Annotated in this window: 18 protein-coding genes; 14 read left to right on the forward strand and 4 right to left on the reverse strand. The window is 68.7% G+C overall.

Annotated features, from left to right (window positions below; translation table 11 throughout):
- The first annotated feature begins 31 nt into the window (after window positions 1–31).
- On the forward strand, window positions 32–1,531 hold the full coding sequence (gene glpK / locus B0E52_RS04455) for a glycerol kinase GlpK (RefSeq protein WP_077482184.1): 1,500 nt from the start codon (window positions 32–34) through the stop codon (window positions 1,529–1,531).
- Window positions 1,532–1,629: 98 nt separating this feature from the next.
- Here the strand turns inward: glpK and B0E52_RS04460 are convergent, their stop codons facing one another.
- Window positions 1,630–2,565: a carbohydrate kinase family protein gene (locus B0E52_RS04460; RefSeq protein ID WP_077482185.1), complete on the reverse strand. Its 936-nt coding sequence runs from the start codon at window positions 2,563–2,565 to the stop codon at window positions 1,630–1,632.
- A gap of 270 nt (window positions 2,566–2,835) precedes the next feature.
- Here B0E52_RS04460 and B0E52_RS04465 point away from each other — a divergent pair, with 270 nt between their 5' ends.
- From B0E52_RS04465 to B0E52_RS04520, 12 genes are all read left to right on the forward strand, one after another.
- Window positions 2,836–3,882, forward strand: coding sequence for a rod shape-determining protein (locus B0E52_RS04465; RefSeq protein ID WP_077482186.1), 1,047 nt, complete (start codon window positions 2,836–2,838; stop codon window positions 3,880–3,882).
- A 12-nt stretch (window positions 3,883–3,894) separates the two neighbouring features.
- Entirely contained in the window at window positions 3,895–4,905 is a 1,011-nt protein-coding gene (gene mreC, locus B0E52_RS04470) for a rod shape-determining protein MreC (RefSeq protein ID WP_077482187.1), read from the forward strand.
- Window positions 4,902–5,387 (forward strand): rod shape-determining protein MreD, encoded by a 486-nt coding sequence (mreD, locus tag B0E52_RS04475; protein ID WP_077482188.1) that lies wholly within the window; start codon window positions 4,902–4,904, stop codon window positions 5,385–5,387. Before mreC ends, mreD begins: the two co-directional genes overlap by 4 nt.
- Window positions 5,388–5,418: 31 nt before the next feature.
- The gene (mrdA, locus tag B0E52_RS04480) at window positions 5,419–7,401 is read left to right on the forward strand and encodes a penicillin-binding protein 2 (protein ID WP_077482189.1); all 1,983 of its coding nucleotides are present in this window, start codon (window positions 5,419–5,421) and stop codon (window positions 7,399–7,401) included.
- Window positions 7,398–8,519, forward strand: coding sequence for a rod shape-determining protein RodA (gene rodA, locus B0E52_RS04485; protein ID WP_077482190.1), 1,122 nt, complete (start codon window positions 7,398–7,400; stop codon window positions 8,517–8,519). Before mrdA ends, rodA begins: the two co-directional genes overlap by 4 nt.
- A 185-nt stretch (window positions 8,520–8,704) precedes the next feature.
- Window positions 8,705–9,715 carry a lytic murein transglycosylase B gene (gene mltB / locus B0E52_RS04490; protein WP_077482213.1) on the forward strand — a complete coding sequence of 337 codons (1,011 nt, stop codon included), beginning with the start codon at window positions 8,705–8,707 and terminating at the stop codon, window positions 9,713–9,715.
- Window positions 9,712–10,632, forward strand: a complete 921-nt coding sequence (locus B0E52_RS04495) for a septal ring lytic transglycosylase RlpA family protein (protein WP_077482191.1) — start codon at window positions 9,712–9,714, stop codon at window positions 10,630–10,632. Before mltB ends, B0E52_RS04495 begins: the two co-directional genes overlap by 4 nt.
- A gap of 67 nt (window positions 10,633–10,699) precedes the next feature.
- Complete coding sequence (locus B0E52_RS04500; protein ID WP_077482192.1) at window positions 10,700–11,965, forward strand: D-alanyl-D-alanine carboxypeptidase family protein; 1,266 nt, start codon at window positions 10,700–10,702, stop codon at window positions 11,963–11,965.
- A complete protein-coding gene (locus B0E52_RS04505) occupies window positions 11,965–12,255 on the forward strand; it encodes a DUF493 family protein (RefSeq protein WP_077482193.1) in 291 nt (96 codons plus the stop codon). The genes B0E52_RS04500 and B0E52_RS04505 overlap by 1 nt, the downstream gene beginning before the upstream one ends.
- Before the next feature lie 110 nt (window positions 12,256–12,365).
- On the forward strand, window positions 12,366–13,034 hold the full coding sequence (gene lipB, locus B0E52_RS04510; protein WP_077482194.1) for a lipoyl(octanoyl) transferase LipB: 669 nt from the start codon (window positions 12,366–12,368) through the stop codon (window positions 13,032–13,034).
- Window positions 13,035–13,044: 10 nt separating this feature from the next.
- Complete coding sequence (gene lipA, locus B0E52_RS04515) at window positions 13,045–14,046, forward strand: lipoyl synthase (protein WP_077482195.1); 1,002 nt, start codon at window positions 13,045–13,047, stop codon at window positions 14,044–14,046.
- Between the two features lie 21 nt (window positions 14,047–14,067).
- Window positions 14,068–16,317 (forward strand): carboxy terminal-processing peptidase, encoded by a 2,250-nt coding sequence (locus tag B0E52_RS04520; RefSeq protein ID WP_077482196.1) that lies wholly within the window; start codon window positions 14,068–14,070, stop codon window positions 16,315–16,317.
- A 52-nt stretch (window positions 16,318–16,369) separates the two neighbouring features.
- Here B0E52_RS04520 and B0E52_RS04525 read toward each other — a convergent pair whose 3' ends face one another.
- Together B0E52_RS04525 and B0E52_RS04530 are read right to left on the reverse strand one after the other, a co-directional pair.
- On the reverse strand, window positions 16,370–18,235 hold the full coding sequence (locus B0E52_RS04525; protein WP_077482197.1) for a sulfotransferase: 1,866 nt from the start codon (window positions 18,233–18,235) through the stop codon (window positions 16,370–16,372).
- Between the two features lie 98 nt (window positions 18,236–18,333).
- On the reverse strand, window positions 18,334–21,237 hold the full coding sequence (locus B0E52_RS04530; protein ID WP_077482198.1) for a TonB-dependent receptor: 2,904 nt from the start codon (window positions 21,235–21,237) through the stop codon (window positions 18,334–18,336).
- A gap of 565 nt (window positions 21,238–21,802) precedes the next feature.
- Here B0E52_RS04530 and B0E52_RS04535 point away from each other — a divergent pair.
- Window positions 21,803–22,411, forward strand: a complete 609-nt coding sequence (locus B0E52_RS04535; protein ID WP_077482214.1) for a DUF4126 domain-containing protein — start codon at window positions 21,803–21,805, stop codon at window positions 22,409–22,411.
- A 108-nt stretch (window positions 22,412–22,519) separates the two neighbouring features.
- Here the strand turns inward: B0E52_RS04535 and B0E52_RS04540 are convergent, their stop codons facing one another.
- Window positions 22,520–24,250: a M1 family metallopeptidase gene (locus B0E52_RS04540; RefSeq protein ID WP_077482199.1), complete on the reverse strand. Its 1,731-nt coding sequence runs from the start codon at window positions 24,248–24,250 to the stop codon at window positions 22,520–22,522.
- Between the last annotated feature and the right edge of the window lie 114 nt (window positions 24,251–24,364).

Raw genomic sequence — 24,364 nt, forward strand, 5'->3', positions numbered from 1 at the left:
CTTCGTGCGGGCATCGACGGCGAGGTGTTCCGTGGCGAAGCGATACATCCTGGCGTTGGACCAGGGCACCACCAGCACGCGGGCGATGCTGGTCGACGCGGCCGGCCGCGTGGCGGGCATGGCGCAGCGCGAATTCGCGCAGATCTATCCGCAGCCCGGCTGGGTGGAGCACGATCCGCGCGAGATCCTCGCCAGCGTGCTGGTAACGGTGACCGAACTGCTCACGCGCAGCCAGGTCGAGCCGGCCGAGCTGGCCGGCATCGGCATCACCAACCAGCGCGAGACCACCGTGGTGTGGGACCGCCGCAGCGGCCAGCCGGTGCACCACGCGATCGTGTGGCAGTCGCGGCAGAGCATGGCGATCTGCGAACGCCTGCGGGCGGACGGCGGCGAGCCGACGGTGCGCGCGAAGACCGGCTTGCTGATCGACGCGTATTTCTCGGCCAGCAAGATCCGCTGGATTCTCGACCATGTGGACGGTGCACAGGCGCGCGCAGAGCGCGGCGAATTGCTGTTCGGCACGATCGAGAGCTGGCTGGTATGGAACCTCAGCGGTGGTCGCCTGCACGTCACCGACGCCAGCAATGCCGCGCGTACCCTGCTGTACGACATCCACCGGTGCGAATGGGACGACGAGCTACTGCGCCTGTTCAACGTGCCGCGCGCGATGCTGCCCGAGCTGCGCTCGTGCAGCGAACATTACGGCGACACCGATCCCGCGCGCTTCCTCGGCGCCGCGGTGCCGATCGGCGGCCTCGCCGGCGACCAGCAGGCGGCGCTGTTCGGCCAGGCCTGCTTCGAGCCGGGCATGGCGAAGAACACCTACGGCACCGGCTGCTTCATGCTGATGCACACCGGCGCGCAGGCGGTGCCGTCACGGCACGGGCTGCTGACCACGATCGCCTGGGAGATCGGCGGCAAGGTCGAATACGCGCTGGAAGGCAGCATCTTCGTGGCTGGCGCGGTGGTGCAGTGGCTGCGCGACGGCTTGCGTATGCTCGAAACCGCGGCCGATTCGCAGGCGCTGGCCGAGAACGTGGCCTCCAGCGACGGCGTCTACCTGGTGCCGGCCTTCGTGGGGCTGGGCGCGCCGTACTGGCGCAGCGAGGTGCGTGGCGCGATGTTCGGCCTCACCCGCGGCACCCGCCGCGAGCACCTGGTGCGCGCGGCGCTGGAGGCGATGGCCTACCAGTCGCGCGACGTGCTGGCGGCGATGGAGGCGGATGCGGGCATCCCGCTGAAGGAACTGCGCTGCGACGGCGGTGCGATCGCCAACGACTTCATCGCGCAGTTCCAGAGCGACCTGCTGGACGTGCCGCTGCTGCGACCGCGGGTGCAGGAGACCACGGCGCTGGGCGCGGCCTACCTGGCCGGACTGGCGCTGGGTTTCTGGGAGAGCCGCGGGCAGCTCGCGCAGCTGTGGCAGATGGAGCGGCGCTTCGAGCCGCGCATGCCCGCGCCGGAACGCGAGCGCCTGTATCGCGGCTGGCAAGCGGCGGTGCAGGCCGCCTGCGCGTTCACGCCTGGCTGAAAACCGATGTAGGAGCGCACCCTGTGCGCGAATGCTCTGGTGTTTGATCGAAGCCGGAAGCCGTCGCGCACAGGGTGCGCTCCCACACGGCGATCCGGTCAATCCAGCGCGTAGCCGAACTGTTCCTTGAACGCGGCGGCGAACTGCGCGTAGTCGAAGCGCTGGTTCTGCGTGCCGGGGTGCTCGACCTTGAGCGCACCCATCAGCGAGGCCATGCGACCCACCGTGGGCCAATCCTTGCCGCGCAGGATGCCGAAGATCAGGCCGGCGCGGTACGCGTCGCCGCAGCCGGTGGGGTCGACGATCTGGCGTTCGTGCGCGGGCGGGATCTCGTGCGTGGTGCCGTCGGCGTGGATCAGCGAGCCGCGCGGGCCCAGCGTGACGACGTAGGCCTTCACGCGGCCGGCGATCTCCTCAGCGCTCCAGCCGGTGCGCGTCTGCAGCAGCTGCGACTCGTAGTCGTTGACGATCACGTAGGTGGACTTTTCGATCATCGCGCGGAACTCGTCGCCGCTGAACAGCGGCATCGCCTGGCCGGGATCGAAGATGAAGGGCACGCCGCGCGCGGCGAACTCGTCCACGTGCTGCAGCATCGCCTCGCGCCCGTCCGGGGCCACGATGCCGATGTCGATGTCGGGGATCTCGCGCACGTGGTTGTCGTGCGCGCTGGACATCGCGCCGGGGTGGAAGGCGGTGATCTGGTTGTTGTCCAGGTCGGTGGTGATGAAGCACTGCGGGGTGAACTGGTCGTCGAACACGCGCACGCGGTCGAGCCGGATGCCGCACTTCTCCAGGTGCGCGCGGTAGGGCGCGAAGTCCTGGCCCACCGCGGCCACCGGCAGCGGGTCGCCGCCGAGCAGCTTGAGGTTGTAGGCGATGTTGCCGGCGCAGCCGCCGAACTCGCGGCGCATCCGCGGCACCAGGAAGGACACATTCAGGATGTGCATCTGGTCGGGCAGGATGTGGTTCTTGAACTGGTCCTGGAACACCATGATGGTGTCGTAGGCAAGCGATCCGCAGATGACGGCAGACATGGTTGCGTGAGTGCCCCGAGCTGTAGGAATGCCGCGCATCGCGGCTGACCGGACCGGATCCTGCGGATCCGGCCAAAGGTTCGCATCGTATCGTGAACGGACGTTCATGGCGAATCCGCGGCGGGCGCGTCGCGCGCGGGCGGGAGCGCCGGAATGTGCGGCAAACCGCGTCGCACAAGGCTTTCTTAACGTCTTTCCGGTTGCGCGCGCCGGGCACGCTGACTAGACTGGTGAGCTTATTTTTTAATCAGGCCGGCGCGCGGCGAACCTATGTTCAAGAAGTTTCGCGGGATCTTTTCCAACGACGTCTCCATCGATCTCGGCACCGCCAACACGCTGATCTACGTGCGTGGCCAGGGCATCGTGCTGAACGAACCCTCGGTGGTGGCGGTGCGCCAGGACCGTGGTCCGGGCGGCCCGCGCGCGATTGCGGCGGTGGGCAGCGACGCCAAGCGCATGCTGGGCCGCACGCCCGGCAACATCGCCACGGTGCGCCCGATGAAGGACGGCGTGATCGCCGACTTCACCATGACCGAGGCGATGCTGCAGCACTTCATCAAGCAGGTGCACAAGTCGCGCCTGCTGCGGCCCAGCCCGCGCGTGCTGGTCTGCGTGCCCTGCGGCTCCACCCAGGTCGAGCGCCGTGCGATCAAGGAATCGGCCGAGGGCGCCGGCGCCCGCGACGTGTTCCTGATCGAGGAGCCGATGGCCGCCGCGATCGGCGCGGGCATCCCGGTGCACGAGGCGCGCGGCGCGATGGTGCTGGACATCGGCGGCGGCACCTCCGAGGTGGCGGTGATCTCGCTGAACGGCATCGTCTACTCGCAGTCCGTGCGCGTGGGCGGCGACCGCTTCGACGAGGCGATCATCAACTACGTGCGCCGCAACCACGGCACCTTGATCGGCGAGTCCACCGCCGAGCGGATCAAGCTGGAGATCGGCTGCGCGTTCCCGCAGAGCGAGGTCAGGGAGATCGAGATCTCCGGCCGCAACCTCGCCGAGGGCGTGCCGCGCATGTTCACGATCAACTCCAACGAGATCCTCGAGGCGCTGCACGAGCCGCTGGCCGGCATCGTGGCCGCGGTGAAGTCGGCGCTGGAGCAGACCCCGCCGGAGCTGTGCTCCGACGTTGCCGAGCGCGGCATCGTGCTCACCGGTGGCGGCGCGCTGCTGCGCGACCTGGACCGCCTGATCTCCGAGGAAACCGGCCTGCACGTGCAGGTGGCGGACGATCCGCTCACCTGCGTGGCGCGCGGCGGCGGCAAGGCGCTGGAGCTGATCGACCAGCACGGCAGCGACTTCTTCGCGCCCGAATAAGTCGCGTCCACGATGGCGCGCGCCCGCGATGAGTCCTCGCCGCTGTTCGCCGGCAACGCCGCGGGCACGCTGCGGCTGATCGTCTACCTCGCCCTGGCCATGGTGCTGATGGTGCTCGACCATCGCAACGGCTGGTTGTGGCGCGTGCGCTATGCGGCGTCGGCGGTGGTGGAGCCGGTGTATCGGCTGGCCAACCTGCCCAGCGCCGGCATGCGCACGCTCAGCGTGGCGTTCGCCGACCGCAAGCTGCTCACCGAGCAGAACCAGCGCCTGCGCGAAGACCTGCTGCTGGCCAATGCGCGGCTCAACCGCATGGCCGGCGTGGCCGAGCAGAACCACCGGCTGAAGGAGCTGCTGGACACCCGGCACAGCCTGGACATCAACGTGCAGCTGGCGCGCGTGGTGGGCGTGGACCTGGGCGCCTGGCAGCAGCGGCTGGTGCTCAACCTCGGCGCCCGCGACGGCGTGAAGCCGGGCCAGCCGGTGATCGACGCGCACGGCGTGATGGGCCAGGTGGTCGAGGTGTTGCCGACCACGTCGGTGGTGATGCTGGTGACCGATCCGGCGCACGCGATCCCGGTGGTGGTGGAGCGTTCCGGCCTGCGCACGGTGGCCTACGGCGCGCGCGACGGCAGTGGCATGGTGCTGCCGAACATCCCGCTGGCCGCCGATGTGCGGCCGGGCGACCGGCTGCTCACCTCCGGCCTCGGCGGGCGCTTCCCGCCGGGGTTCCCGGTGGGCAAGGTGCTCGCGGTGGCGCCGAGCCCCTCCGGCATGTTCCGCGTGGCGCAGGTGCAGCCGGCGGCCGATCTCGATCGCAGCGAGGACGTGCTGCTGCTGCACGACCAGGCCGAGCCCGATGGCCCGCCCGCGCCGGCGGTGCCGGCCGGTCCGCCGACGGCGCTGGCGCCTGCGCCGGGCGCCGCCAACGGACCGACCGCCACGCCGGCGGCGGGCCAGCCGGCCTCGCCACCGCCGCGCGCCACCACCACGACACCCGCATCGGCCGGGAGCACGCCATGAACCGCCAGCGCCTGTCCCTGTGGTGGTTCATCGGCACGCTGGTGTTCGCGCTGCTGTTGATGCTGGTGCCGTTGCCGGCGGTACTGGAGCCGTTCAAGCCGTACTGGCCCGCGCTGGTCCTGCTGTACTGGGCGTTGGAGTCGGAAGATCGCGTCAGCCTGGGGCTGGCCTTCCTGCTCGGCCTGGGCGCCGACCTGTTCGACGGCGTGCTGCTGGGCGAGCAGGCGCTGCGCCTCACCGCGCTGGTGTTCATCGTGCTGCGCTTCCGCTCGCGGCTGCGCTTCTTCCCGATGTGGCAGCAGACCCTGGCGGTGCTGGCCCTGCTGCTGAACGACCGCATCCTGCTGCTGGTGGTGCGGGTGCTGTCCGGCACCCCGGTGCCGCCGGCGAGCTGGTGGATCGCCCCGTTCGTGGGCGCCGCGCTGTGGCCGTTCCTGTTCCTGCTGCTGGACGACTTGCGCGCGCGTTTGCGGATCCAATGAGACACGATCCAATGAGACGTGGGCCGGTGACATGAAGCTGCGACGCGCGATCAAGGATGCACGCAGCGAGGGCGAGCTGTTCCGCCGCCGCGCCGTGGCCGGTTTCGTGCTGATCCTGCTGGGCCTGGCCGGGCTGATCGGCCGCTATGTGTTCCTGCAGGTGGAGCGCTACGACGAGTTCGCCACGCGTTCGGAGAACAACCGCGTCAAGCCGTTGCCGATCCCGCCGGCGCGCGGCCTGATCTACGACCGCAACGGCGTGCTGCTGGCGAACAACGTGCCCGCGTTCCGGCTCGAGGTGGTGCCCGAGCAGGTCAAGGACATGAACGCGATGCTGGCGCAGCTGGGCCGGGTGATCCCGCTCGGCCAGGACGACCTCGACGCGTTCCACAAGCAGCTCAAGCAGAGCCGCCGCTTCGAGAGTGTGCCGCTGAAGCTGCGCCTCACCGAGGACGAGATCGACCGCTTCGCGGTGAACCGCTGGCGCTTCCCCGGCGTGGACGTGGTGCCCTACCTCAACCGGCGCTATCCATTCGGCGGGCTGTTCGCGCACGTGATCGGCTACGTCTCGCGAATTGACGCGGACGACCTCGCGCGGCTCGACCCCTCGCGCTACAAGGGCACCACCCACGTGGGCCGGATCGGCATCGAGCGTTCCTACGAGGACGTGCTGCACGGCACGCCGGGCTACGAGCTGGTCGAGGTGAATGCGGACGGCCGCACCCAGCGCGTGCTGCAGACGCATCCCGCCACGCCCGGCCGGAACGTCTACCTCAGCATCGACGTGCGCATCCAGAAAGCCGCGGAAGCCGCCTTCGACGGCAAGCCCGGTGCGGCGGTGGCGATCGACCCGCGCAACGGCCAGGTGCTGGCGATGGTCAGCGTGCCCACCTACGATCCCAACCTGTTCGTCGACGGCATCAGCCACGCCGACTACGACGCGCTGACCAGCGCGCCGGACAAGCCGCTGCTGAACCGTGCGCTGCGCGGCGTGTATCCGCCGGGCTCCACGGTGAAGCCGTACGTCGCGCTGGGCGGGTTGGAGCTGGGCCTGCGCACGCCGCAGGACACCGTGCTCTCCACCGGCACGTTCTACATCCCCGGCCAGTCGCGCGGCTACCGCGACGACCGCCGCGGCGGCTTCGGCACGGTGAACCTGCGCACCGCGATCATGTGGTCGGTGAACACCTACTTCTACAAGCTTGCGCTGGACATGGGCATCGACCGCTTCAGCGCGTGGATGGGCAAGTTCGGCTTCGGCAAGCCCACCGGTATCGACCTCGACGGCGAGGCCAGCGGCATCCTCCCCTCGCGCGAATGGAAGGCCAGGCGCTTCAAGCAGGCGTGGTATCCCGGCGAAACGGTGATCGCCGGCATCGGCCAAGGCTACTGGGCGGTGACCCCGCTGCAGCTGGCGCATGCGCTGGCCACCCTCGCCGGGCGCGGCACGCCGTACGCGCCGCGACTGGTGATGGCCACGCAGACCGGCGTGGACCAGCCGAAGATCCCGCTGGCCAATCCGCCCAGCGGTCCCTCGCTGGTCACCAGCCAGGGCAATTGGCAGGCGGTGGAGCAGGGCATGCAGATGGTGGTGAACGATCCGCGTGGCACCGCCTATGGGCTGGGCAAGGGTTTCCCGTACACCATCGCGGGCAAGAGCGGCACCGCCGAGCGTTACTCGCGCCGCACCGACGCCTACAACGAGAACAAGAGCCTCGCCTACCTCGCCAGCCGCCACCGTGCCTGGTTCGAGATGTTCGCGCCGGCCGAGGATCCGCGCATCGCGGTGGCGGTGGTGCTGGAGGAAGGCGCCTGGGGCGCCTCCTCGGCGGGGCCGATCGCGCGCAAGATCCTCGACGCCTGGCTGGCCACCCAGCCGGACGCGCCGCCGGACACGCCGCTGCCACCGGGAGGCTTGCCGTCCGTGGGAGCTCCGCCAACCGCGCCGGCGCCACCCGCTTCGAGCGGGGAAGACCAGCCGGCCGAAGCGTCGACGCAGGACACGCCGCCATGATCGAGTTGCTGCAAGTGCGGATGCGGCGCCTGCTGCGCCGCGTGCTGACCCGGCCGCGGATCGACCTGCCGCTGGCCGCGGGCCTGCTGCTGCTGTCGATGGTCGGGCTGGCCACGCTGTACAGCGCCGCCGACGGCAGCGTTGCGCTGGTGGGCGGTCAGGCCGTGCGCTTCGTGCTGGGCTTCGCGCTGCTGCTGCTGATCTCGCGCATCCCGCCGTCGACCCTGCGCAACTGGACGCCGTGGCTGTATGCCGGCAGCACCTTGCTGCTGGTGGTGGTGGCGGTGCTGGGCGAGGGGCGCGGCGCCGACCGCTGGCTGAACCTCGGCGTGATGCGCTTCCAGCCTTCCGAGCTGGTGAAGCTCACCATGCCGATGATGGCGGCCTGGTACCTGCACCCACGCCAGCTGCCGCCGGGCTGGAAGGACATCGCGGTGGTGGGCGTGCTGATCGCGATCCCCGCCGTGCTGATCGCCAGGCAGCCGGACCTGGGCACGGCGCTGCTGGTGGCCGCGGCTGGCGCGTTCGCACTGTTCCTGTCCGGCATGGCCTGGTGGCGCATCGGCTTGTTGCTGGGTGGTGCGGGTGCGATGGTGCCAGTGGTCTGGCATTTGCCCTTCATACATCAGTACCAGCGCGAGCGCGTGCTGACCCTGCTCAATCCCGAATCGGATCCGCTCGGCAACGGCTGGCACATCATCCAGTCGCAGATCGCGGTGGGCTCCGGCGGCGTGTTCGGCAAGGGCTGGATGCACAGCTCGCAGTCGCGGCTGGACTTCCTTCCCGAGCACACCACCGACTTCATCTTCGCGGTGTTCTCCGAGGAGTTCGGCCTGGTCGGCGTGTGCCTGATGGTGGCGCTGTACGCCTTCATCATCGGCCGCTGCCTGTGGATCGCGATGGAGGCGCGCGACACCTATTCGCGCCTGCTCGCCGGCGCGATCGGCATGAGCCTGTTCGTCTACGTGTTCGTCAACGGCGGCATGGTCTCCGGCATGCTGCCGGTGGTGGGCGTGCCGATGCCGATGGTGAGCTACGGCGGCACTTCGGCGGTGACCCTGCTGACCGGCTTCGGCATGCTGATGTCGATCCACGCGCACCGCAAGCGGCACGATTGAAGAGTGCGGCCATGGATGGCCGCCCGTGTGATCTTCGCGATCAGGGACGATCGCAATGAATCCCGAGTAGTGCGGCCATGGATGGCCGCCCGTGTGATCTTCGCGACCAAGGATGGTCGCAAAGATCATGTCATCGAAGTGCATGCTACGCTTCGGCGCAATCGTTGCCGATGCCGATACAAGCCATGCCCGTGAATGCCGTGACGCGCCGTTTCCGCAGCCTGTTTCCGCTTGTCCTGCTGTTGATCGTCGCGTCGATGCCGGTGTTTGCCGACACGCATCCCGGCCAATCCGCGCTGGTGCAGGAGGTGGCGCGCGACACCGGCAAGGATCCCGTCGCGCTGAACGCGCTGCTCGACCAGGCGAAGTTGCAGCAAAGCATCATCGACGCGATGAACCGCCCGGCCGAGTCCAAGCCGTGGAGCGCGTACCGGCCGATCTTCCTCACCCCCCAACGCATCGACGACGGCGTGGCGTTCTACCGCGAGCACCGCGCGCTGCTGGAAAGCATCGGCAAGCAGTATGGGGTGGCTCCACAGTACATCGTGGCGATCCTCGGCGTGGAGACGTCCTACGGGCGCAACACCGGCAAGTACAAGGTGCTGGATGCGCTGGTGACGCTGGGTTTCTACTACCCGAAGCGCGCGAAGTATTTCCGCCAGCAGCTGAAGACCTTGCTGGAGCTGCCGGACAACCACCTCGCCGGCCCGCTGGACACGCTCGCCGGCTCCTACGCCGGCGCCCAGGGCTGGGGCCAGTTCATGCCCGACAGCATCCGTGATTATGCGGTGGACGCGGACGGCGACGGCCGCATCGACCTGATGAACTCGCTGCCCGACATCCTCGCCAGCGTCGCGAATTATTTCGCGAAGCACGGCTGGGTCGATGGTGGTCCGGTGGCGGCGCGCGCGCAGCCGGACGGCGCAGCCAAGCCGCTGGGCGACTGGCAGGCGAAGCCGCAGTGGCCGCTGGAGCAACTGGAAGCCTGGGGCTACGCTCCGTTCCAGCACCTGAATCCGGGCGAGCCGACCAGCCTGCTCACGCTCGATGGGCTGAGCGGTCCGGAGCAGTGGTTCACCTTCAACAATTTCCAGGTGATCACCACCTACAACCGTAGCCCGATGTACGCGATGGCGGTGAACCAGCTGGCGCAGGCGATCATGGACGGCGTGCGCAGCGCGGACCGCGTGCAATGAGGTTCTGGCGCGGCCTGGCGCTGCTGGCGGCGGCCTTGGCGCTGAGCGCCTGCGGCGGTCGTCACGCCACCCGGCCCGCCGGGTCGACGGTGGCAGGCCAGAGCCAGAGCCAAGGCACGCGCCACGGCTGGTTCCACCGTGGCGACGACACCAGCCTGCCGCAGGACCGCCGCTACGGCGACAAGACCGACAGCTCGCCCACCGGCGCGCCGCCGGCCTTCATCGCCACCTTGCCCGAGCCGGTGCCTAAGGCCGAGCCACGCTCGCTGTACGGCAACAAGTCGCCGTATACCGTGCTGGGCCAGACTTATCGCGTGCTGCCCAGCGCGCGCGGCTACGACGAGCGTGGCATTGCCTCGTTCTACGGCAACAAGTTCCACGGCTACAAGACCTCGAACCTCGAGGACTACGACATGTACCAGTTCACCGCCGCCAGCAAGGTGTTGCCGCTGCCGAGCTACGCGCGGGTGACCAACCTGGCGAACGGCAAGAGCGTGATCGTGCGCGTCAACGACCGTGGGCCGTTCCACGAGAACCGCATCATCGACCTGTCCTATGCCGCCGCGGTGCGCATCGGCGTCTGGCCGAAGGGCACCGGGCTGGTCGAGGTGCAGGGCATCGATCCGTCCGCTCCGGGCGGGGAACCGCCGGCGCCGCACACGGTCACAGCCGACGCCGGATCGCCGGGCATCTACCTGCAGGTGGGCGCGTTCTCCGATCCGGCGAATGCCGAGCGGGTGGCCGCGCAACTGCGCCAGGCCAACTTCGCGCCGGTGCAGGTGGAGCAGGTTCAGGTCAACGGCCGCACCATTCGCCGCGTGCGGGTAGGCCCGCTGGACGGCGTGGATCGCGCCGATCAGGTGACCGCCCGCATCGAGGGCATGGGGCTGCCGCGGCCGCAGGTCGCGGTAGACTGAGCGGTGTTTTTCCATTGGCGGCGTCCGCCGGCGCCGTGTTGCAACCTATTTCGGACCACAGACCACGATGAGCTTTCTCCGCCGCATCCTGACCCCGTTCGCCGTCGCCGCGCTGGTGGCCGGTACCGCCGTTGCCCAGACGCCGCCGGCGCCGTCGCATCCCGTGCCCACGGTGCCGCGCCCGGTGGTCCCGGCGATGCCGGTGCCGCCGCCGCCGGACGTGGATGCGCAGAGCTGGGTGCTGATGGACTACGCCACCGGCCAGATCCTCGCCTCGAAGAACCCCGACGAGCGCCGCGCGCCGGCCTCGCTGACCAAGGTGATGACCGACTACGTGGTCTCCGCCGAGATCGCCAACGGCCGCGTCCACAACAGCGACCAGGTCAACATCAGCGAGCACGCCTGGCGCAGCGGCGGTGGCGGCACCGACGGCTCCACCAGCTTCCTCAAGCTCAACAGCAAGGTGGAACTGGACGACTTGCTGAAGGGCATGATCATCCAGTCCGGCAACGACGCGGCGATCGCGCTGGCCGAGCACACCGCCGGCTCCGAGGATGCGTTCGCGAACCTGATGAACGCCTATGCCAAGCAGTTGGGCATGGTCAACACGCACTTCTCCAACGCCTCCGGCTACCCGGTGGACGACCACTACTCGACCGCGCGCGACATCGCGGTGCTGTCGCGTGCGCTGATCCACGACTTCCCGGAGGACTATGCGATCTCCAAGATCAAGGAGTTCGAGTGGAACGGCATCAAGCAGCAGAACCGCAATGCGCTGCTGTGGCGCGATCCTTCCGTGGACGGCATCAAGACCGGCCACACCGCGGCCGCCGGCTTCTGCCTCGCCGCCTCGGCCAAGCGCGGCGACGAGCGCATGATCGCGGTGGTGATGGGCTCCAGCACCGACAAGGGCCGCGCCGACGCGGCAATGGCCTTGCTCAACTACGGCTTCCGCTTCTACGAGACGCACAAGCTGTACGACGCCGGCAAGCCGCTGGTGACTCCGCGGCTGTGGAAGGGCGAGGCGAACCAGCTGCCGATCGGCGTGGCCGAGCCGGTGCTGGTGACCGTGAAGACCGGCCAGTACGACCAGCTCAAGGCCACCATGGACATTCCTTCCACCCTGATCGCCCCGTTCAAGAAGGGCCAGCAGGTGGGCACGTTGCGCATCGCGCTGGACGGCCAGCCGATCCAGAGCGTGCCGCTGATCGCGCTGAACGACGCGCCGCAGGGCGGCTTCTTCTCGCGGCTGTGGGATTCGATCCTGCTGTGGTTCCACGGCAACAAGAAGGTCGACGCGCCCGCGCCGGCCGCGGCGACGGGCACGAAGTGATGCACGAGATCGATTTCAGCCAGGCGAAGCGGGAAGGCAAGGGCTTCCAGTTTCCCGGCGAGTTCGAGATCACCGCGGTGGGCAACGCCAGTGCGGGGCTACCCACCCGCGTGCCGCAGCTGCTGGAGCGCGCCGGCCTGCACGTGCTGCACGAGACGGTGAAGCACCGCCACTCCGGTGGCGGCAACTACGTCTCGGTCACGGTGAGCTTCCGCTGCACCGACCGCGAGCAGTACGACAGCGCGCACGCGGTGCTGCGGGCGGACCCGGATATCCGGTACACGATGTGACGAGCCGGTTGTGACGAGCCGGCCGTGACCGGCAGGACGGCCGCCGCGCCGCCCTTGGCTTTCCGCCGGCCGGCCGCATCTTTTCCCTTCCTGTTTTGCCAGGTTTCGCCATGTCCCTGCCGCTCAAGATCCGTCGTCTCGGCCGCCAGCCCTACGCGACGACATGGCAGGCGATGAGCGCGTTCACCGATAACCGCACCGCCGACACGGTGGACGAGTTCTGGCTGCTGGAACACGACCCGGTGTTCACCCTGGGACAGGCCGGCAAGATGGAGCACGTGCTGGCGCCGGGCGAGATTCCGGTGATCCCGGTGGATCGCGGCGGCCAGGTCACCTACCACGGCCCCGGCCAGATCGTGGGCTACCCGCTGATCGACCTGCGCCGCGCCGGGCTGGGCGTGCGCGAGCTGGTCAACCGGATCGAGCAGGCGATCATCGATACGCTGGCGCACTGGAATATCGTTGCCGCACGCCGCGAAGGCGCGCCGGGTGTCTACGTAGCCGACGCCAAGGTGGCTGCGCTGGGCCTGCGCGTGCGCCGCGGCTGCAGCTTCCACGGGCTGGCCTTCAACGTGAACATGAACCTTGAGCCTTTTCATCGCATCAACCCTTGCGGCTACAAGGGTTTGGCCGTGACCCAGGTGCTAGACTTGGGCGGCCCGTCGCGGTTGGCGGAGGTGGAAGATGCGCTGGTGGAGGAGTTCTGCCGCCAGTTCGGTTTCCGCGCCGAGCCTGCCGCCCCCGTGATCCCCGAACTGCCCGCGCGCGCGGCGGTCTGAGCCGAGATAGATGAGCGACGTCTCCGTTTCCCCGAGCAAGACCATCCCCATCAGCGTCGTCAGCGGCGCGCCCGCGGGCGACAAGCAGCTGGGCAACGACAAGATCGCGCTGAACCGCGCCGGCTTCGACACCGCGGTGCCCACGCTGCGCAAGCCGAGCTGGATCCGCGTGCGCCTGCCGCAGGGCAACGCCGTGCAGCAGCTGAAGGCGCGCCTGCGCGAGAACGCGCTGGTGACAGTGTGCGAGGAAGCCAGCTGCCCGAACATCCACGAGTGCTTCAGCAAGGGCACCGCCACCTTCATGATCCTGGGCGAGGTGTGCACGCGGCGCTGCTCGTTCTGCGACGTGGCGCATGGCCGGCCGGCCGCGCCCGATCCGCTGGAGCCGGCGCGCCTGGCGCAGACGATTGCCGACATGCGCCTGAAGTACGTGGTGATCACCTCGGTGGACCGCGACGACCTGCGCGACGGCGGCGCCGAGCATTTCGCCGCCTGCATCCGCGCCACGCGCCACGCCAGCCCCGACATCCGCATCGAGATCCTCACGCCGGACTTCCGCGGCAAGGGCCGCATGGAGCGCGCGCTGGAAGTGCTGAAGGACTTCCCGCCGGACGTGTTCAACCACAATCTGGAAACCGTGCCGCACCTCTACCGCGAAGTGCGTCCGGGCGCCGACTACCAGTGGTCGCTGGACCTGCTCAAGCGCTTCAAGGCGCAGCATCCCGACGTGCCGACCAAGTCCGGCATCATGCTGGGCCTGGGCGAGACGATGGACCAGGTGATCGAGACGATGCGTGATTTACGCGCCCACGACGTCGAGATGATCACCATCGGCCAGTACCTGCAGCCCACGCCGCACCATCACCCGGTGGTGCGCTACTGGACGCCCGAAGAATTCGACGACCTGCGCAGGGAGGGCGAGGCGATGGGCTTCCATCACGTCGCCTCCGGCCCGCTGGTGCGTTCCTCCTACCACGCCGACCTGCAGGCCCACGCGGCCGGCGTCGCCTAACTCCCGAGAGTCGCCATCCCCATGACCTTCCGTCCCGCGTTGGCCCTGCTGCTGGCCTTGACCGTCACCTGCACCTACGCGCAGTCGGCCGCCGACCTCGGCGCCGGCGGCAACCGCAAGGCGGCCGTGTGGCCGCTCAAGCCCACCGCCACCCAGGCGCAGGCGGCGCAGCTGTCGGCGCGCTTCCTCACCCGCTTCCATTACGACGCGCAGCCGCTCGACGACGCGATGTCGGCGAAGATCTACAAGGACTACTTCAAGCTGCTCGACAGCGACAAGGTGTTCTTCACCCAGCAGGACATGGACCAGTTCGCGCCGCTGAAGACCAAGCTGGACGACGCGATCTGGAACCAGGACCTCAGCGCGCCGTTCGACATCTACAACAAGTTCCTCGAACGGGCGGTGCAGCGCATGACTTACGCGCGCAGCCTGCTCAAGGACGGCTTCAGCTTCGACGGCGACGAGAGCTACGACTACGACCGCAAGAACGCCAGCTGGGCGAAGGACGACGCGGCACTGGACGAGCTGTGGCGCAAGCGCACCATGAACGACTGGCTGCGGCTCAAGCTCGCGGGCAAGAGCGACGATGAGATCCGCAAGACGCTGACCAAGCGCTATACCAACTACATCGAGCGCCTGAAGCAGCTGGATGGCGAGGACGCGTTCCAGACCTTCATGACCGCGTATGCCGAGACCACCGATCCGCATACCGACTATCTGAGCCCGCGCCAGGCGGAGAACTTCGCGATCCAGATGAAGCTCTCGCTGGAGGGTATCGGCGCCCAGCTGCAGGCGCGCGACGACTACACCATGATCTTCTCGCTGGTGCCCGGCGGCCCGGCGGAGAAGTCCGGCAAGCTCAAGCCCGGCGATCGCATCGTGGGCGTGGGCCAGGGCGACAGCGGCCCGGTCACCGACGTGATCGGCTGGCGCCTCGACGACGTGGTCAACCTGATCCGCGGCAAGAAGGACACCACGGTACGGCTGGAGATCCTGCCCGCCGACGCCGGCCCCGACGGCAAGCACGAGCTGATCAGCCTGGTGCGCAAGAAGGTCAACATCGAGGAAAGCGCGGCCAAGAAGAAGATCCTCGACATCAAGGACGGCGACGTCGTGCGCAAGATCGGCGTGATCGACCTGCCGAGCTTCTACTCCGACTTCGGCGCACGCAGCGAAGGCGACAAGGATTACCGCAGCGCCACCCGTGACGTCGCCAAGCTGCTGGTCGAGCTGAAGGCGGCCGGCGTGCAGGGCGTGATCGTGGACCTGCGCAACAACGGTGGCGGCTCGCTGGCCGAGGCCGACTCGATGACCGGCCTGTTCACCGGCAAGGGTCCGGTGGTGCAGGTGCGCGACGCGCGCGGCCAGGTCGACGTGCAGGGCGCGGACAACGCCGACTCGGTATGGAACGGCCCGCTGGCGGTGCTGGTGAACCGCGGCACCGCCTCGGCTTCGGAGATCTTCTCCGCCGCGATCCAGGACTACGGCCGCGGCCTGGTCATCGGCACGCCCACCTTCGGCAAGGGCACCGTGCAGACCCTGATCGACCTCGACCGCTTCAGCCAGAACACCGACGGCAAGCCGCAGTACGGCGAGCTGAAGATGACGGTGCAGGAATTCTTCCGCATCAACGGCGGTTCCACCCAGATCAAGGGCGTGACCCCGGACCTGGAGTTCCCGAAGAATGGCGACGCCAAGGACTTCGGCGAATCCACCTACGACAACGCGCTGCCGTGGACGCACATCGCGCCCGCCGACTACAAGCCGGAGGGCGACCTGAAGGGCTACCTGCCGCAGCTGGAAAGCCTGCACGCCGCCCGCGCGGCGAAGTCGCCGTCGTGGAAGCTGATGCTGGACGAGCTGGCGCAGTACAAGACGATGCGCGCCAAGACCACGGTGTCGCTGAACTTCGCCAAGCGCGAGGCCGAGCGCAAGCAGCTGGACGCGATCCAGGCCAGCTTCCGTGCGCGCCAGAAGGCGATCGACGGCAGCGACGCCTACCTCAAGGACGAGGACAGCACGCTGGACGACGGCCTCGACCCCGGCGAGCGCAGCCTGAAGAGCGAGCTGCAGCAGGAAAAGGACGCCAAGAAGGCACCCGACGCCCAACTGCGCGAGGCCGCGCACATCGTGGCCGACGAGGTCGGCTTGCTGAAGGCCGATCCCAAGCTGGGCGCCGTCATCCTGCCGCCCGGCAGCAACTACCTCGCCACCGTGCTGGCCGGCGCCGACAAGCCCGCGGCTGCGGCCTCCACCGCCGCGACGCACTGAGCGTTCGCGCGCAATATCGACGACCAGGGGCGCTTCGGCGCCCCTGGTCGTTTCAGGCGGTGTAGCCGAGCCGGGCTATCGTCGGCCGCAGCAGCGGCAGCACCGGCTCGAAATATTCGCGGTAGGCCTGCCAGCGGCCGACTGCACGGTCATGGATGCCGGCGGTGACCTGGGCGTAGCTGGGCGTGCTGATGAAGGCCTTGGCGCGCGCATGCTCGGCGTAGCGCGCCATCGGCGCGGGGTCGGCGATGCCGAGGAAGCGCCCCAGTTGCGCCACGTGGCCGTCGAAGTCGCCGACCACGGCCTCGTAGCGCCACTCCAGCAGCTGCGGCGCGAACACCGCCACGTGCCGCTGCCACTGCTCGAACGCCTGCACGTAGCCGCGTGCGAGACGCGGCAGCGACGAGCACAGCACCATGAAGGCCGGCGAGCGGAACGACTGCATGTAACAGCTGAGCAGCACGTCGCAGGGGTGCCGCAGGCACAGGATGATGCGCGCCTGCGGGAACAGCCGCATGATCATCGGCAGGCACAGCATGTTGAGCGGATTCTTGTCCACCAACCGGCACGCGCCCGCGTCCGGCAGGACGCGCGCGACCATGCGGCCGTAGAGCGCGCGCAGCTGGTCCGCCTCCGCCGCGGTGAGCGTGGCGAGGTCCGCGGGATAGCGCTGGCCGGCCAGCTCCATGCGCTCGGTGAGTTCGTGGATGAAGGCGCGTTCGTCCATCGAGCGGAACGCCGGATGGGCGTCCAGCATCTGTTCCAGCAGCGTGGTGCCCGAACGCGGGAAGCCCACCACGAACACCGGGCTGTGCGCGGCGTCCGGCGCGGGCAGCGGCGACCAGCGCGCGACCTCGGCGGCCGGGAGGTCGTGGCGCAGCAGCTGCAGCGGCTGGCTGTCCGGCGCGAGCAGTTGCGGCACGATCTCGCGCGCGATCTCCAGTTGCGCCGCATGCGCGGTTTCCAGCGCCTGCCAGGCTGCGTGCCGTTCGCCTTGCCTGTCGCGGGCCGACGCCAACCCGAAGCCGGCGTTGGCGCGGGTCTCGTCGTCGCCGGCCGCGGCAAGCAGGCGCCGGTACAAGTCGGCTGCTTGCGCGTGGGCACCGGCACGCATGGCCAGCGCGGCATGCGCCTTCCAGCCATCGATGCGGGCCTGCGTGGCCTCCGCTGGCAGCGCTTCCAGCGCGGCCAGCGGCAAGGGCCGCAGCGCCTCATGCGCGGCGTCGAGCCGGTTGCCGCGCTCGTGCAGCAGCGCGCGCTGCGCCGCGATGCGCAGGCGCATTTCGGCTGCGGCCGCGGGCGCAGCCGGCAGCTGCGCGCGATCCAGTGTGCGCCAGGCCGCGTCCGGCCGGCCCAGCACGGCCAGCATCGAGGCCAGCAGCAGCGCCTGTTCCGCCGGCTGCGGCGGCCAGTCGGCAGCGCTATCCAACATCGCCTCCTGCCCGCTGTTGTCGCCACAGACGTAGCAGGCGTGCGCGGCCTGCAGCCGGGCGTCGACGAAGCCCGGCGCGAGCTGCACCGCTTCCAGCAGGCTGTCCCGCGCCTGCGGCCAGAGGCGCTGCTGCAGCTGGAGCAGCCCGAGGTTGTAATGCACCTCGGCGTCGCGCGGAGCCAGTGCCGCGGCGCGTTGCAGCGCCTGGGCGGCGGCCTCCGCATCGCCGGCCTCGCGTCGCGCCACGCCCAGGTTGTTCCAATAGGCGGACACCCCGGGGCGCAGCCGCGTGAGGCGTTCGAACGTGGCGGCCGCCGCGGCATGGCGCCCGCTGGCCTGTTGCGCCACGCCGAGCAGCAGCAGCACGTCCTCGCCATCCATGCCGGCGCCGGCGGCTTGCGCGGCGAGCGCGATCGCGCGCTCCATCTCGCCCGCGTCGCAGGCGCGGGCCATGGCATGGGCGAATTCGATGGTCGAGGTGGGCATGCCGGCTCGGTTCGTGGCGCGCTGCACGAATTATGCGCGAAGGGCCGCGAGTGCATCTCGCGGCCCTTCGCCCTACTGCATGAACAATGCGGCTGCGGTCAGAACTTCACGGTGGCGCGGGCCCAGTAGTAGCGGCCCAGGGTGTCGTAAGTGGCCGTGTCCACGTTGTAGTTCGCGCCGTTCTGGTAGACCAGCGGCGGAATCTTGTTGTTGAGATTGTCCACGCCAATGTCGAAGCGGGTGTGGATCGCCGGTACGGCGTAGCCGAGCTGGATCGAGTGGTATACCGCGCCGCCCATCGGCGCGTTGGCGCCGGTGGTGAAGTCGGCGTTGAGGTCGGTGAGCCGGTGGATGTAGCGGGTCTGCCACTGGGCGCTCCAGTGGCCCATGTTCCAGTTGAGCGTGGCCGTGCCGCGCCAGCGCGCGATGTTGCCGAACTGCTGGGTGTAGGTGCCCGCGTAGTTGATGGTCTGGGCGCCCGGCTGGCCCGGCGTGGCGTCGTTCTTGTAGGTCGAGGTGTAGCTGGTGTTGAGCCCGACCTTGAAATTGCCGGGGTTCACGCTGCCGAGGTTGAAGTGCGGGATCTGGTAGCCGACCGTGAAGTCCACGCCGGTGGTGCTCAGGTTGCCCAGGTTGACCACCGGGGTGTTGATGTAGAACACCGCGCCGGCCAGCTTGCTGGTGTTGTCGTAGCGGTGGATGTAGGAGCAGTACGGGCTGCCGTTGTTGGCGAAGCAGGAGTTCGCCACGGTCTGCGCGGTGATCGGCGTCAGCATGTCGGTCAGGTAGATGTGCCAGAAGTCGAGGCTGCTCGACAGCCCGGGCAGCGCCGAGGGGCTGTAGACGAAGCCGATGTCGACCGACTTGCCGTGCTCGGGCTTCAGCGAACTGCCGGTGGGCACCGCGCCGGAGTAGTACGACGTGACCTGCGCGATCGGGTTGCCGCCCCAGCCCGGCGGCACGTACTGGCAGGCGTTCGCATGCTGCGCCAGTTGCCCGCTGGTGAGGTTGATGCAGGGGTCGGACAGCACCGGGCCGCCGATCGTGTAGCCGTCGTACAACTCGTCGAGGTTCGGCGCACGGAACACCTGGGACACCGTGCCGCGCACGAGCAGGTCGGCGATCGGGCGCCACTCGACGGCGATCTTCTTGTTGGTGGTGGTGCCGGTGGTGCTGTAGTCGGAACTGCGGATGCCCAGGTCGAGGTTGAGCGAGTAGGCCCAGGGCACGTTGCTCAGCAGCGGGATCAACGTCTCGGCGAAGAGTTCCTTCACGTTGTAGCTGCCGCGGCCCGGCGAGCCGCAGGCTTCCTGCAGGATCTGGCAGTTGCCGGTGGCGATGTCGAGGATCGCGTCGCTGGTCACGTCGTAGTTCATCGTCTGCTTGCGGTACAGGCCGCCCACCGAGAGCTGCATGGTGCCGGCCGGCAGGCTCCACAGGTCGCCGGAGGCGTCCAGCTGGAGCTGGCGCATGCTGTTGGTCATCGTGTAGACCGGGGTGTCGACGCCGGATTTCAGCGCGGCGGTCACCGACGGATCGGCCTGGTTGAAGACGTTGACGCCGCTGTCGATCGCGGCCTGGAACGCGGCGATGTTGACCTCGTTGTAGTCGCGCTGGATGCGGTTGTGGTGGCCGTAGTCGATGATCGCGTCCCACGTCCAGCTGCTCTGCCCGAAGTTGCCGCGCAGTCCGGTCATGACCTGCGCGTTGGTGGTGGTGAAGGTGTGCAGGCGGGTGCCCAAGCCGGTGAGTCGCGTGTTGAATGCGTAGCCGCTGTTCGGGTCGCCGGGAATCCCGTTCGCGCTGAAGGTGACGCCGAACGGGTTGATCGGGTTGCTGGACAGCACGTGCCAGCCGTCGCCGACGCCGGTGGGCGCGGGCGCGTCCTGGCCGCTGGACACGGTGCGGTTGTAGAACATGTCCGCGAAGAACTTCAGGTTGTCGCTCAGCTGGTAGTTGCCGAGCACGAAGCCGTCGGTGCGTTCCTGCTCGGTCTGGATGTAGTTGTAGGCGTTGTAGTTGTAGGTGTCGCCGGCGCCGCCGTAGCAGCGGTAGTCGCCCAGCGCGCTGCCGTTGCCCTGCTGCAGGGTGAGGTAGGCGGTGCCGTTGGGCTTGAGCGCGCAGCCGTACTGGTTGGCGATCGAGGAGGGCACCTGGATGCGCCCGGTGGGGATGGTGCCGGAGCCGGCCGCGGTGACCACGCCGCTGGACAGGTAGAGCTGGTGCGCCGAGAAGCTGCGCTTGGTCGCCAGCACCGAGTCGTACTTGTTGTAGTTCAGGCCGGCGACGATGTTGCCCTTCTCGCCGCTGTCGCCCACCGTGAAGTTGAAGCCGCGGCGCTGGCCGTCGCCATGGCTGGAGATGCCGTCGTTGAGGCTGAACTCGGCGCCCTTGTAATCCTTGCGCAGGATGAAGTTGACCACGCCGCCGATCGCATCGGAGCCGTACACCGTCGAGGCGCCCTCGGCCAGCACGTCGACCCGCTCGATCATGTTCTGCGGGATCATGTTGATGTCCTGGTTGGCCATGCGCTGGCCGTCGATGAGCACCAGGGTGCGGGTCTCGCCGAGGCCGCGCAGCGAGACGCGCGCGGCGCCGTCACCGCCTTCCAGCAGCGGGCTGGCGCCGCCGCCGCCGTTGCTGTTGTTCTGGGTGTTGGTCGCATTGCCGGAGATGCTGGGCAACTGCTGCAGCACGTCGCCCAGGGTCGGTTTGCCGGAGTTGTCGATGTTGCTGCGATCGATCGTCACCACCGGGCTGGAGGTCTCGGCGTCCACGCGCCGGATCAGCGAGCCGGTGACGACCATGCCCTGCAGGGTCTTCGCCTTGCTCTGGGACGGCGCCTGCGTGGCGGATTGCTGGGTGTCGGACTGCTGCGTTCCGGATGGCTGGGCGCCGGCGTTCGCCGCGTCCTGGGCCTGGAGCGTGCCGGCCACGGCGAGGGCGCCGACGGTCAGGGCCAGTCGTACGGCCAGCGACAAGCGGTTCATGTCATGTTTCATGCGCTTTCCCCGATGAGTTGCTGCAGTGGGCCGCCTGCCATTGCGGCACGCGGAATCGTCTGCGCGAATGCGGTGCACGCCGAGACGCGCACCGGGCGCGGCGGGAACGTGGAGCGACGGCGTTATTGCGTGCCCGGGCGCACCGGCGGGTGCGCGGGGCCGGATCGCACGGAGGGTGGAGCGGGGTGGTCGAGTCGCGAAACCTGCTGCATTGCGTTCTCCCCGAAGTGCATACGTGACGACGGCGGACAAGCTGCGACGACCGCGCCATCCCGGCGCGAGCGCCGGGCGACGCTGCCGCATCGCCCTCCCCCGAGGCATGCGGCGTCGCCCGAAGTCCGTCTCCCGTGAAGCGGAACAAGACGAGACAGGGGCCCGTGCTCCCTCGCCGTGCCGGCGGCCATCCGGTTCCTGCAGGCGGTGGCGTGGGGACGCGAGCCGCATTCAGCCTAGCATGATCTTGCGAACCTGCATGGTCTTGCTGCCGCACCGAAGCTTGACCGCGCTGCAGCAGCGCGCGAGCGTGTCGCCATTCGCGCGTTGGATGCCTGCCGGGAGCGTCGCCATGGATCCGTTGTCGAACGTCGCACTGGCCGGGGGCCTGGCCTGGGCCAGCGGTTTCCGCCTGTACGCCACGGTGTTCGTGGCCGGCCTGCTGGGGCGGCTGGGCTGGGTGCACCTGCCGCCCGGGCTGGTAACGCTTGCCGACACCTGGGTGCTGGTGGTGTCCGGCGTGCTGGCGCTGGGCGAATTCCTTGCGGACAAGGTGCCCGCGTTCGACAGCATATGGGACGCGCTGAACACCTTCGTGCGCATCCCGGTGGGCATGCTGCTGGCGTGGGGCGTGTTCCGCGAATCGGGCGCGGGCGCGCAGGTGGCGGCAGCCCTGCTCGGCGGCGCGCTCACCGCGGGTACGCATCTGGCAAAGAGCGGCGGCCGTGCGCTGATCAACACCTCGCCCGAACCCGTGAGCAACTGGACCGCCAGCGTGGGCGAGGACGTCACCTGGCTGGGCGGGCTGTGGCTGATGTGGAAGCACCCGCTGGTGTTGCTGGTGTTGCTGGCGCTGTTCGTGCTGCTGTTGTGCTGGCTGCTGCCGAAGCTGGTGCGCGGCCTGCATTCGCTGCGGCAGCGGCTGCGCCGGATCGGCGCCTTTCTCTCCGGTACAGGCTGACGGTTATCCCCACCGGTGATTGTTTTTGTAGGAGCGTACCCTGTGCGCGAATGCTCCGGCATTTGATCGAAGCCAAAGCCATCGCGCACAGGGTGCGCTCCTACGGGTTTACGGCTTCGCCGCCTTGCGTTGCTGCTTCATCCACTGCTGGAATGCGGTGATGCGCGGTTCGTCGCGCAGCAGTACCGAGTGCGGATCGATCGTCACCAGTGCGCCGGCAGGCACCGCGAGGCTGCCGTGGCCGCCTTCCATAGCCACGGTGTGCACGTTGCCGTCCACCTGGACCTCCACCGGCATCGGGAACGGCAGGTTCTGCGGCGCCTGCCAGCGCAGGTCCAGGGTGTCGCCGCGGCGCTGCACGTCGAGTTTCGGCAGCGCGGCCTGGTAGAGATACACCTTGAAGAACCAGTCGTAGTCCTTGCCGGTCACCCGGTCCACGATGCGCATGTAGTCGGCGCTGGTGCGGTATTGCGGCGTGAAGTTGCCGGGCTTCGGGTCGGGCCGGCCGTAGACCAGTTCGCGGATGCTGGCGTAGAACGCCTGGTCGCCGATCAGGTGATGGAGCGTCTGCAGCATCAGCGCGCCCTTGTTGTAGATGTCCTGGCCGGGGCCGCCGCGCGATTCGTCGTAGACCGCCTCCTCGGTGCGCGGCGTGCCGGACACCACCGGGTACTCGTTCTCGATCATCATTCGCAGCCGGTGCAGCCAGGCGTAGTACATCGCGTCGCCGTCGAGCCAGCGCGCGTACAGCGGTTGCATCAAGGTGGCGAACCCCTCGTGCAGCCACATGTCGTCCCAGTTCGCGTTGGTCATCTGGTTGCCGAACCACTCGTGCGCGAACTCGTGCTGCAGCAGCCAGTCGAAGCCGCTGCCATCCTTTGCGTAGTGGTTGCCGTAGGCATTGATGGTCTGGTGTTCCATGCCCTTGTACGGGGTTTCCACCACGCCCATCTTCTCGTCGCCCCAGGGGTAGGGGCCGATCTTCGCCTCGAAGAAATCCAGCAGCTGCGGGAACTCGGCGAACAGCGCCTTCGCTTGCGCCTCCTCGCCGGGCAGGTACCAGTAGTGCAGCGGGATCGTATTGCCGTAGCGGCTGTGGTACTCGCCCTTCAACTCCTGGTACGGCCCCACGTTGATCGAGATGGCGTAGGTGGTGGGGTGCTTGGCGCGCCAGTGGTACGTGCGCGTGTTGCCCTGTTCGCTCACGCCGACCAGCACGCCGTTGCCGGGTGCCACCAGCGGCTTGGGCACGGTGACGTAGAGGTCGACCAGATCCGGCTTGCCGTCGGGTTGGTCGATGCACGGCCAGAACAGGTCGCAGCCTTCGCCTTCCACCGCGCTGCCCACCCAGGGCTGGCCGTCCTTGGTGTGGCTCCACACGAAGCCGCCGTCCCACGGCGCCTTCTTCGCCACGTGGGGCTTGCCGCCGTAGGCGATGGTGGCGACGACTTTGTCGCCCTTGGCCACGGCGTGCGGCAACGGGATGCGCAGGCGGCCCTCGGGATTGCTCCATGCACCCTTGGTCAGCACCTTGCCGTCCACACTGATCGCGCTCACCGGCAGGTTGCGGTCCAGGTCCACCAGCAGCACGTCGGTGGGCGCCAATGCGCTGAAGGTGAGCGTGGCGCTGGCCTCGATGCTCTGCGTGGCGGGCTTCACCGCGATGTGCAGTTCGGCGTGGTCGAAGTGCACGCGCTTCTGCTCGGCCGGCATCGGCGTGCCGGAGTCCTTGGTCAGTGCGGTGAGCGGCGACTGACTGGGCGCGGTGGCTTGGGCCAGGGTCGAACCGGCGATGCCGAGGCCGAGGGCGAGGCCGAGCGCGAGCAGGGTGGGGCGCATGGGCGATTTCTCTGCGTGGGGGCGACTTCACACGATGCCACTTCGGATGGTGCTGCGACATCGCCAAAAGTCATGTGCCTGCATGACGCCCGCAGGCGTATCCCTCTCCCATCG

The organism is Rhodanobacter sp. C06 (assembly GCF_002001105.1).
Taxonomy (GTDB): Bacteria; Pseudomonadota; Gammaproteobacteria; order Xanthomonadales; family Rhodanobacteraceae; genus Rhodanobacter_A.

What these genes read in the sequence shown, in the direction of transcription:
- B0E52_RS04530 (WP_077482198.1), bottom strand. Translation starts at nt 21,237, where the DNA reads ATGAAACATGACATGAACCGCTTGTCGCTGGCCGTACGACTGGCCCTG.
- B0E52_RS04500 (WP_077482192.1), top strand. Translation starts at nt 10,700, where the DNA reads ATGAGCTTTCTCCGCCGCATCCTGACCCCGTTCGCCGTCGCCGCGCTG.
- B0E52_RS04505 (WP_077482193.1), top strand. Translation starts at nt 11,965, where the DNA reads ATGCACGAGATCGATTTCAGCCAGGCGAAGCGGGAAGGCAAGGGCTTC.
- lipA (WP_077482195.1), top strand. Translation starts at nt 13,045, where the DNA reads ATGAGCGACGTCTCCGTTTCCCCGAGCAAGACCATCCCCATCAGCGTC.
- mreD (WP_077482188.1), top strand. Translation starts at nt 4,902, where the DNA reads ATGAACCGCCAGCGCCTGTCCCTGTGGTGGTTCATCGGCACGCTGGTG.
- mltB (WP_077482213.1), top strand. Translation starts at nt 8,705, where the DNA reads ATGCCCGTGAATGCCGTGACGCGCCGTTTCCGCAGCCTGTTTCCGCTT.
- B0E52_RS04465 (WP_077482186.1), top strand. Translation starts at nt 2,836, where the DNA reads ATGTTCAAGAAGTTTCGCGGGATCTTTTCCAACGACGTCTCCATCGAT.
- B0E52_RS04525 (WP_077482197.1), bottom strand. Translation starts at nt 18,235, where the DNA reads ATGCCCACCTCGACCATCGAATTCGCCCATGCCATGGCCCGCGCCTGC.
- B0E52_RS04460 (WP_077482185.1), bottom strand. Translation starts at nt 2,565, where the DNA reads ATGTCTGCCGTCATCTGCGGATCGCTTGCCTACGACACCATCATGGTG.
- B0E52_RS04540 (WP_077482199.1), bottom strand. Translation starts at nt 24,250, where the DNA reads ATGCGCCCCACCCTGCTCGCGCTCGGCCTCGCCCTCGGCCTCGGCATC.
- mrdA (WP_077482189.1), top strand. Translation starts at nt 5,419, where the DNA reads ATGAAGCTGCGACGCGCGATCAAGGATGCACGCAGCGAGGGCGAGCTG.
- rodA (WP_077482190.1), top strand. Translation starts at nt 7,398, where the DNA reads ATGATCGAGTTGCTGCAAGTGCGGATGCGGCGCCTGCTGCGCCGCGTG.
- B0E52_RS04495 (WP_077482191.1), top strand. Translation starts at nt 9,712, where the DNA reads ATGAGGTTCTGGCGCGGCCTGGCGCTGCTGGCGGCGGCCTTGGCGCTG.
- B0E52_RS04535 (WP_077482214.1), top strand. Translation starts at nt 21,803, where the DNA reads ATGGATCCGTTGTCGAACGTCGCACTGGCCGGGGGCCTGGCCTGGGCC.
- mreC (WP_077482187.1), top strand. Translation starts at nt 3,895, where the DNA reads ATGGCGCGCGCCCGCGATGAGTCCTCGCCGCTGTTCGCCGGCAACGCC.
- B0E52_RS04520 (WP_077482196.1), top strand. Translation starts at nt 14,068, where the DNA reads ATGACCTTCCGTCCCGCGTTGGCCCTGCTGCTGGCCTTGACCGTCACC.
- lipB (WP_077482194.1), top strand. Translation starts at nt 12,366, where the DNA reads ATGTCCCTGCCGCTCAAGATCCGTCGTCTCGGCCGCCAGCCCTACGCG.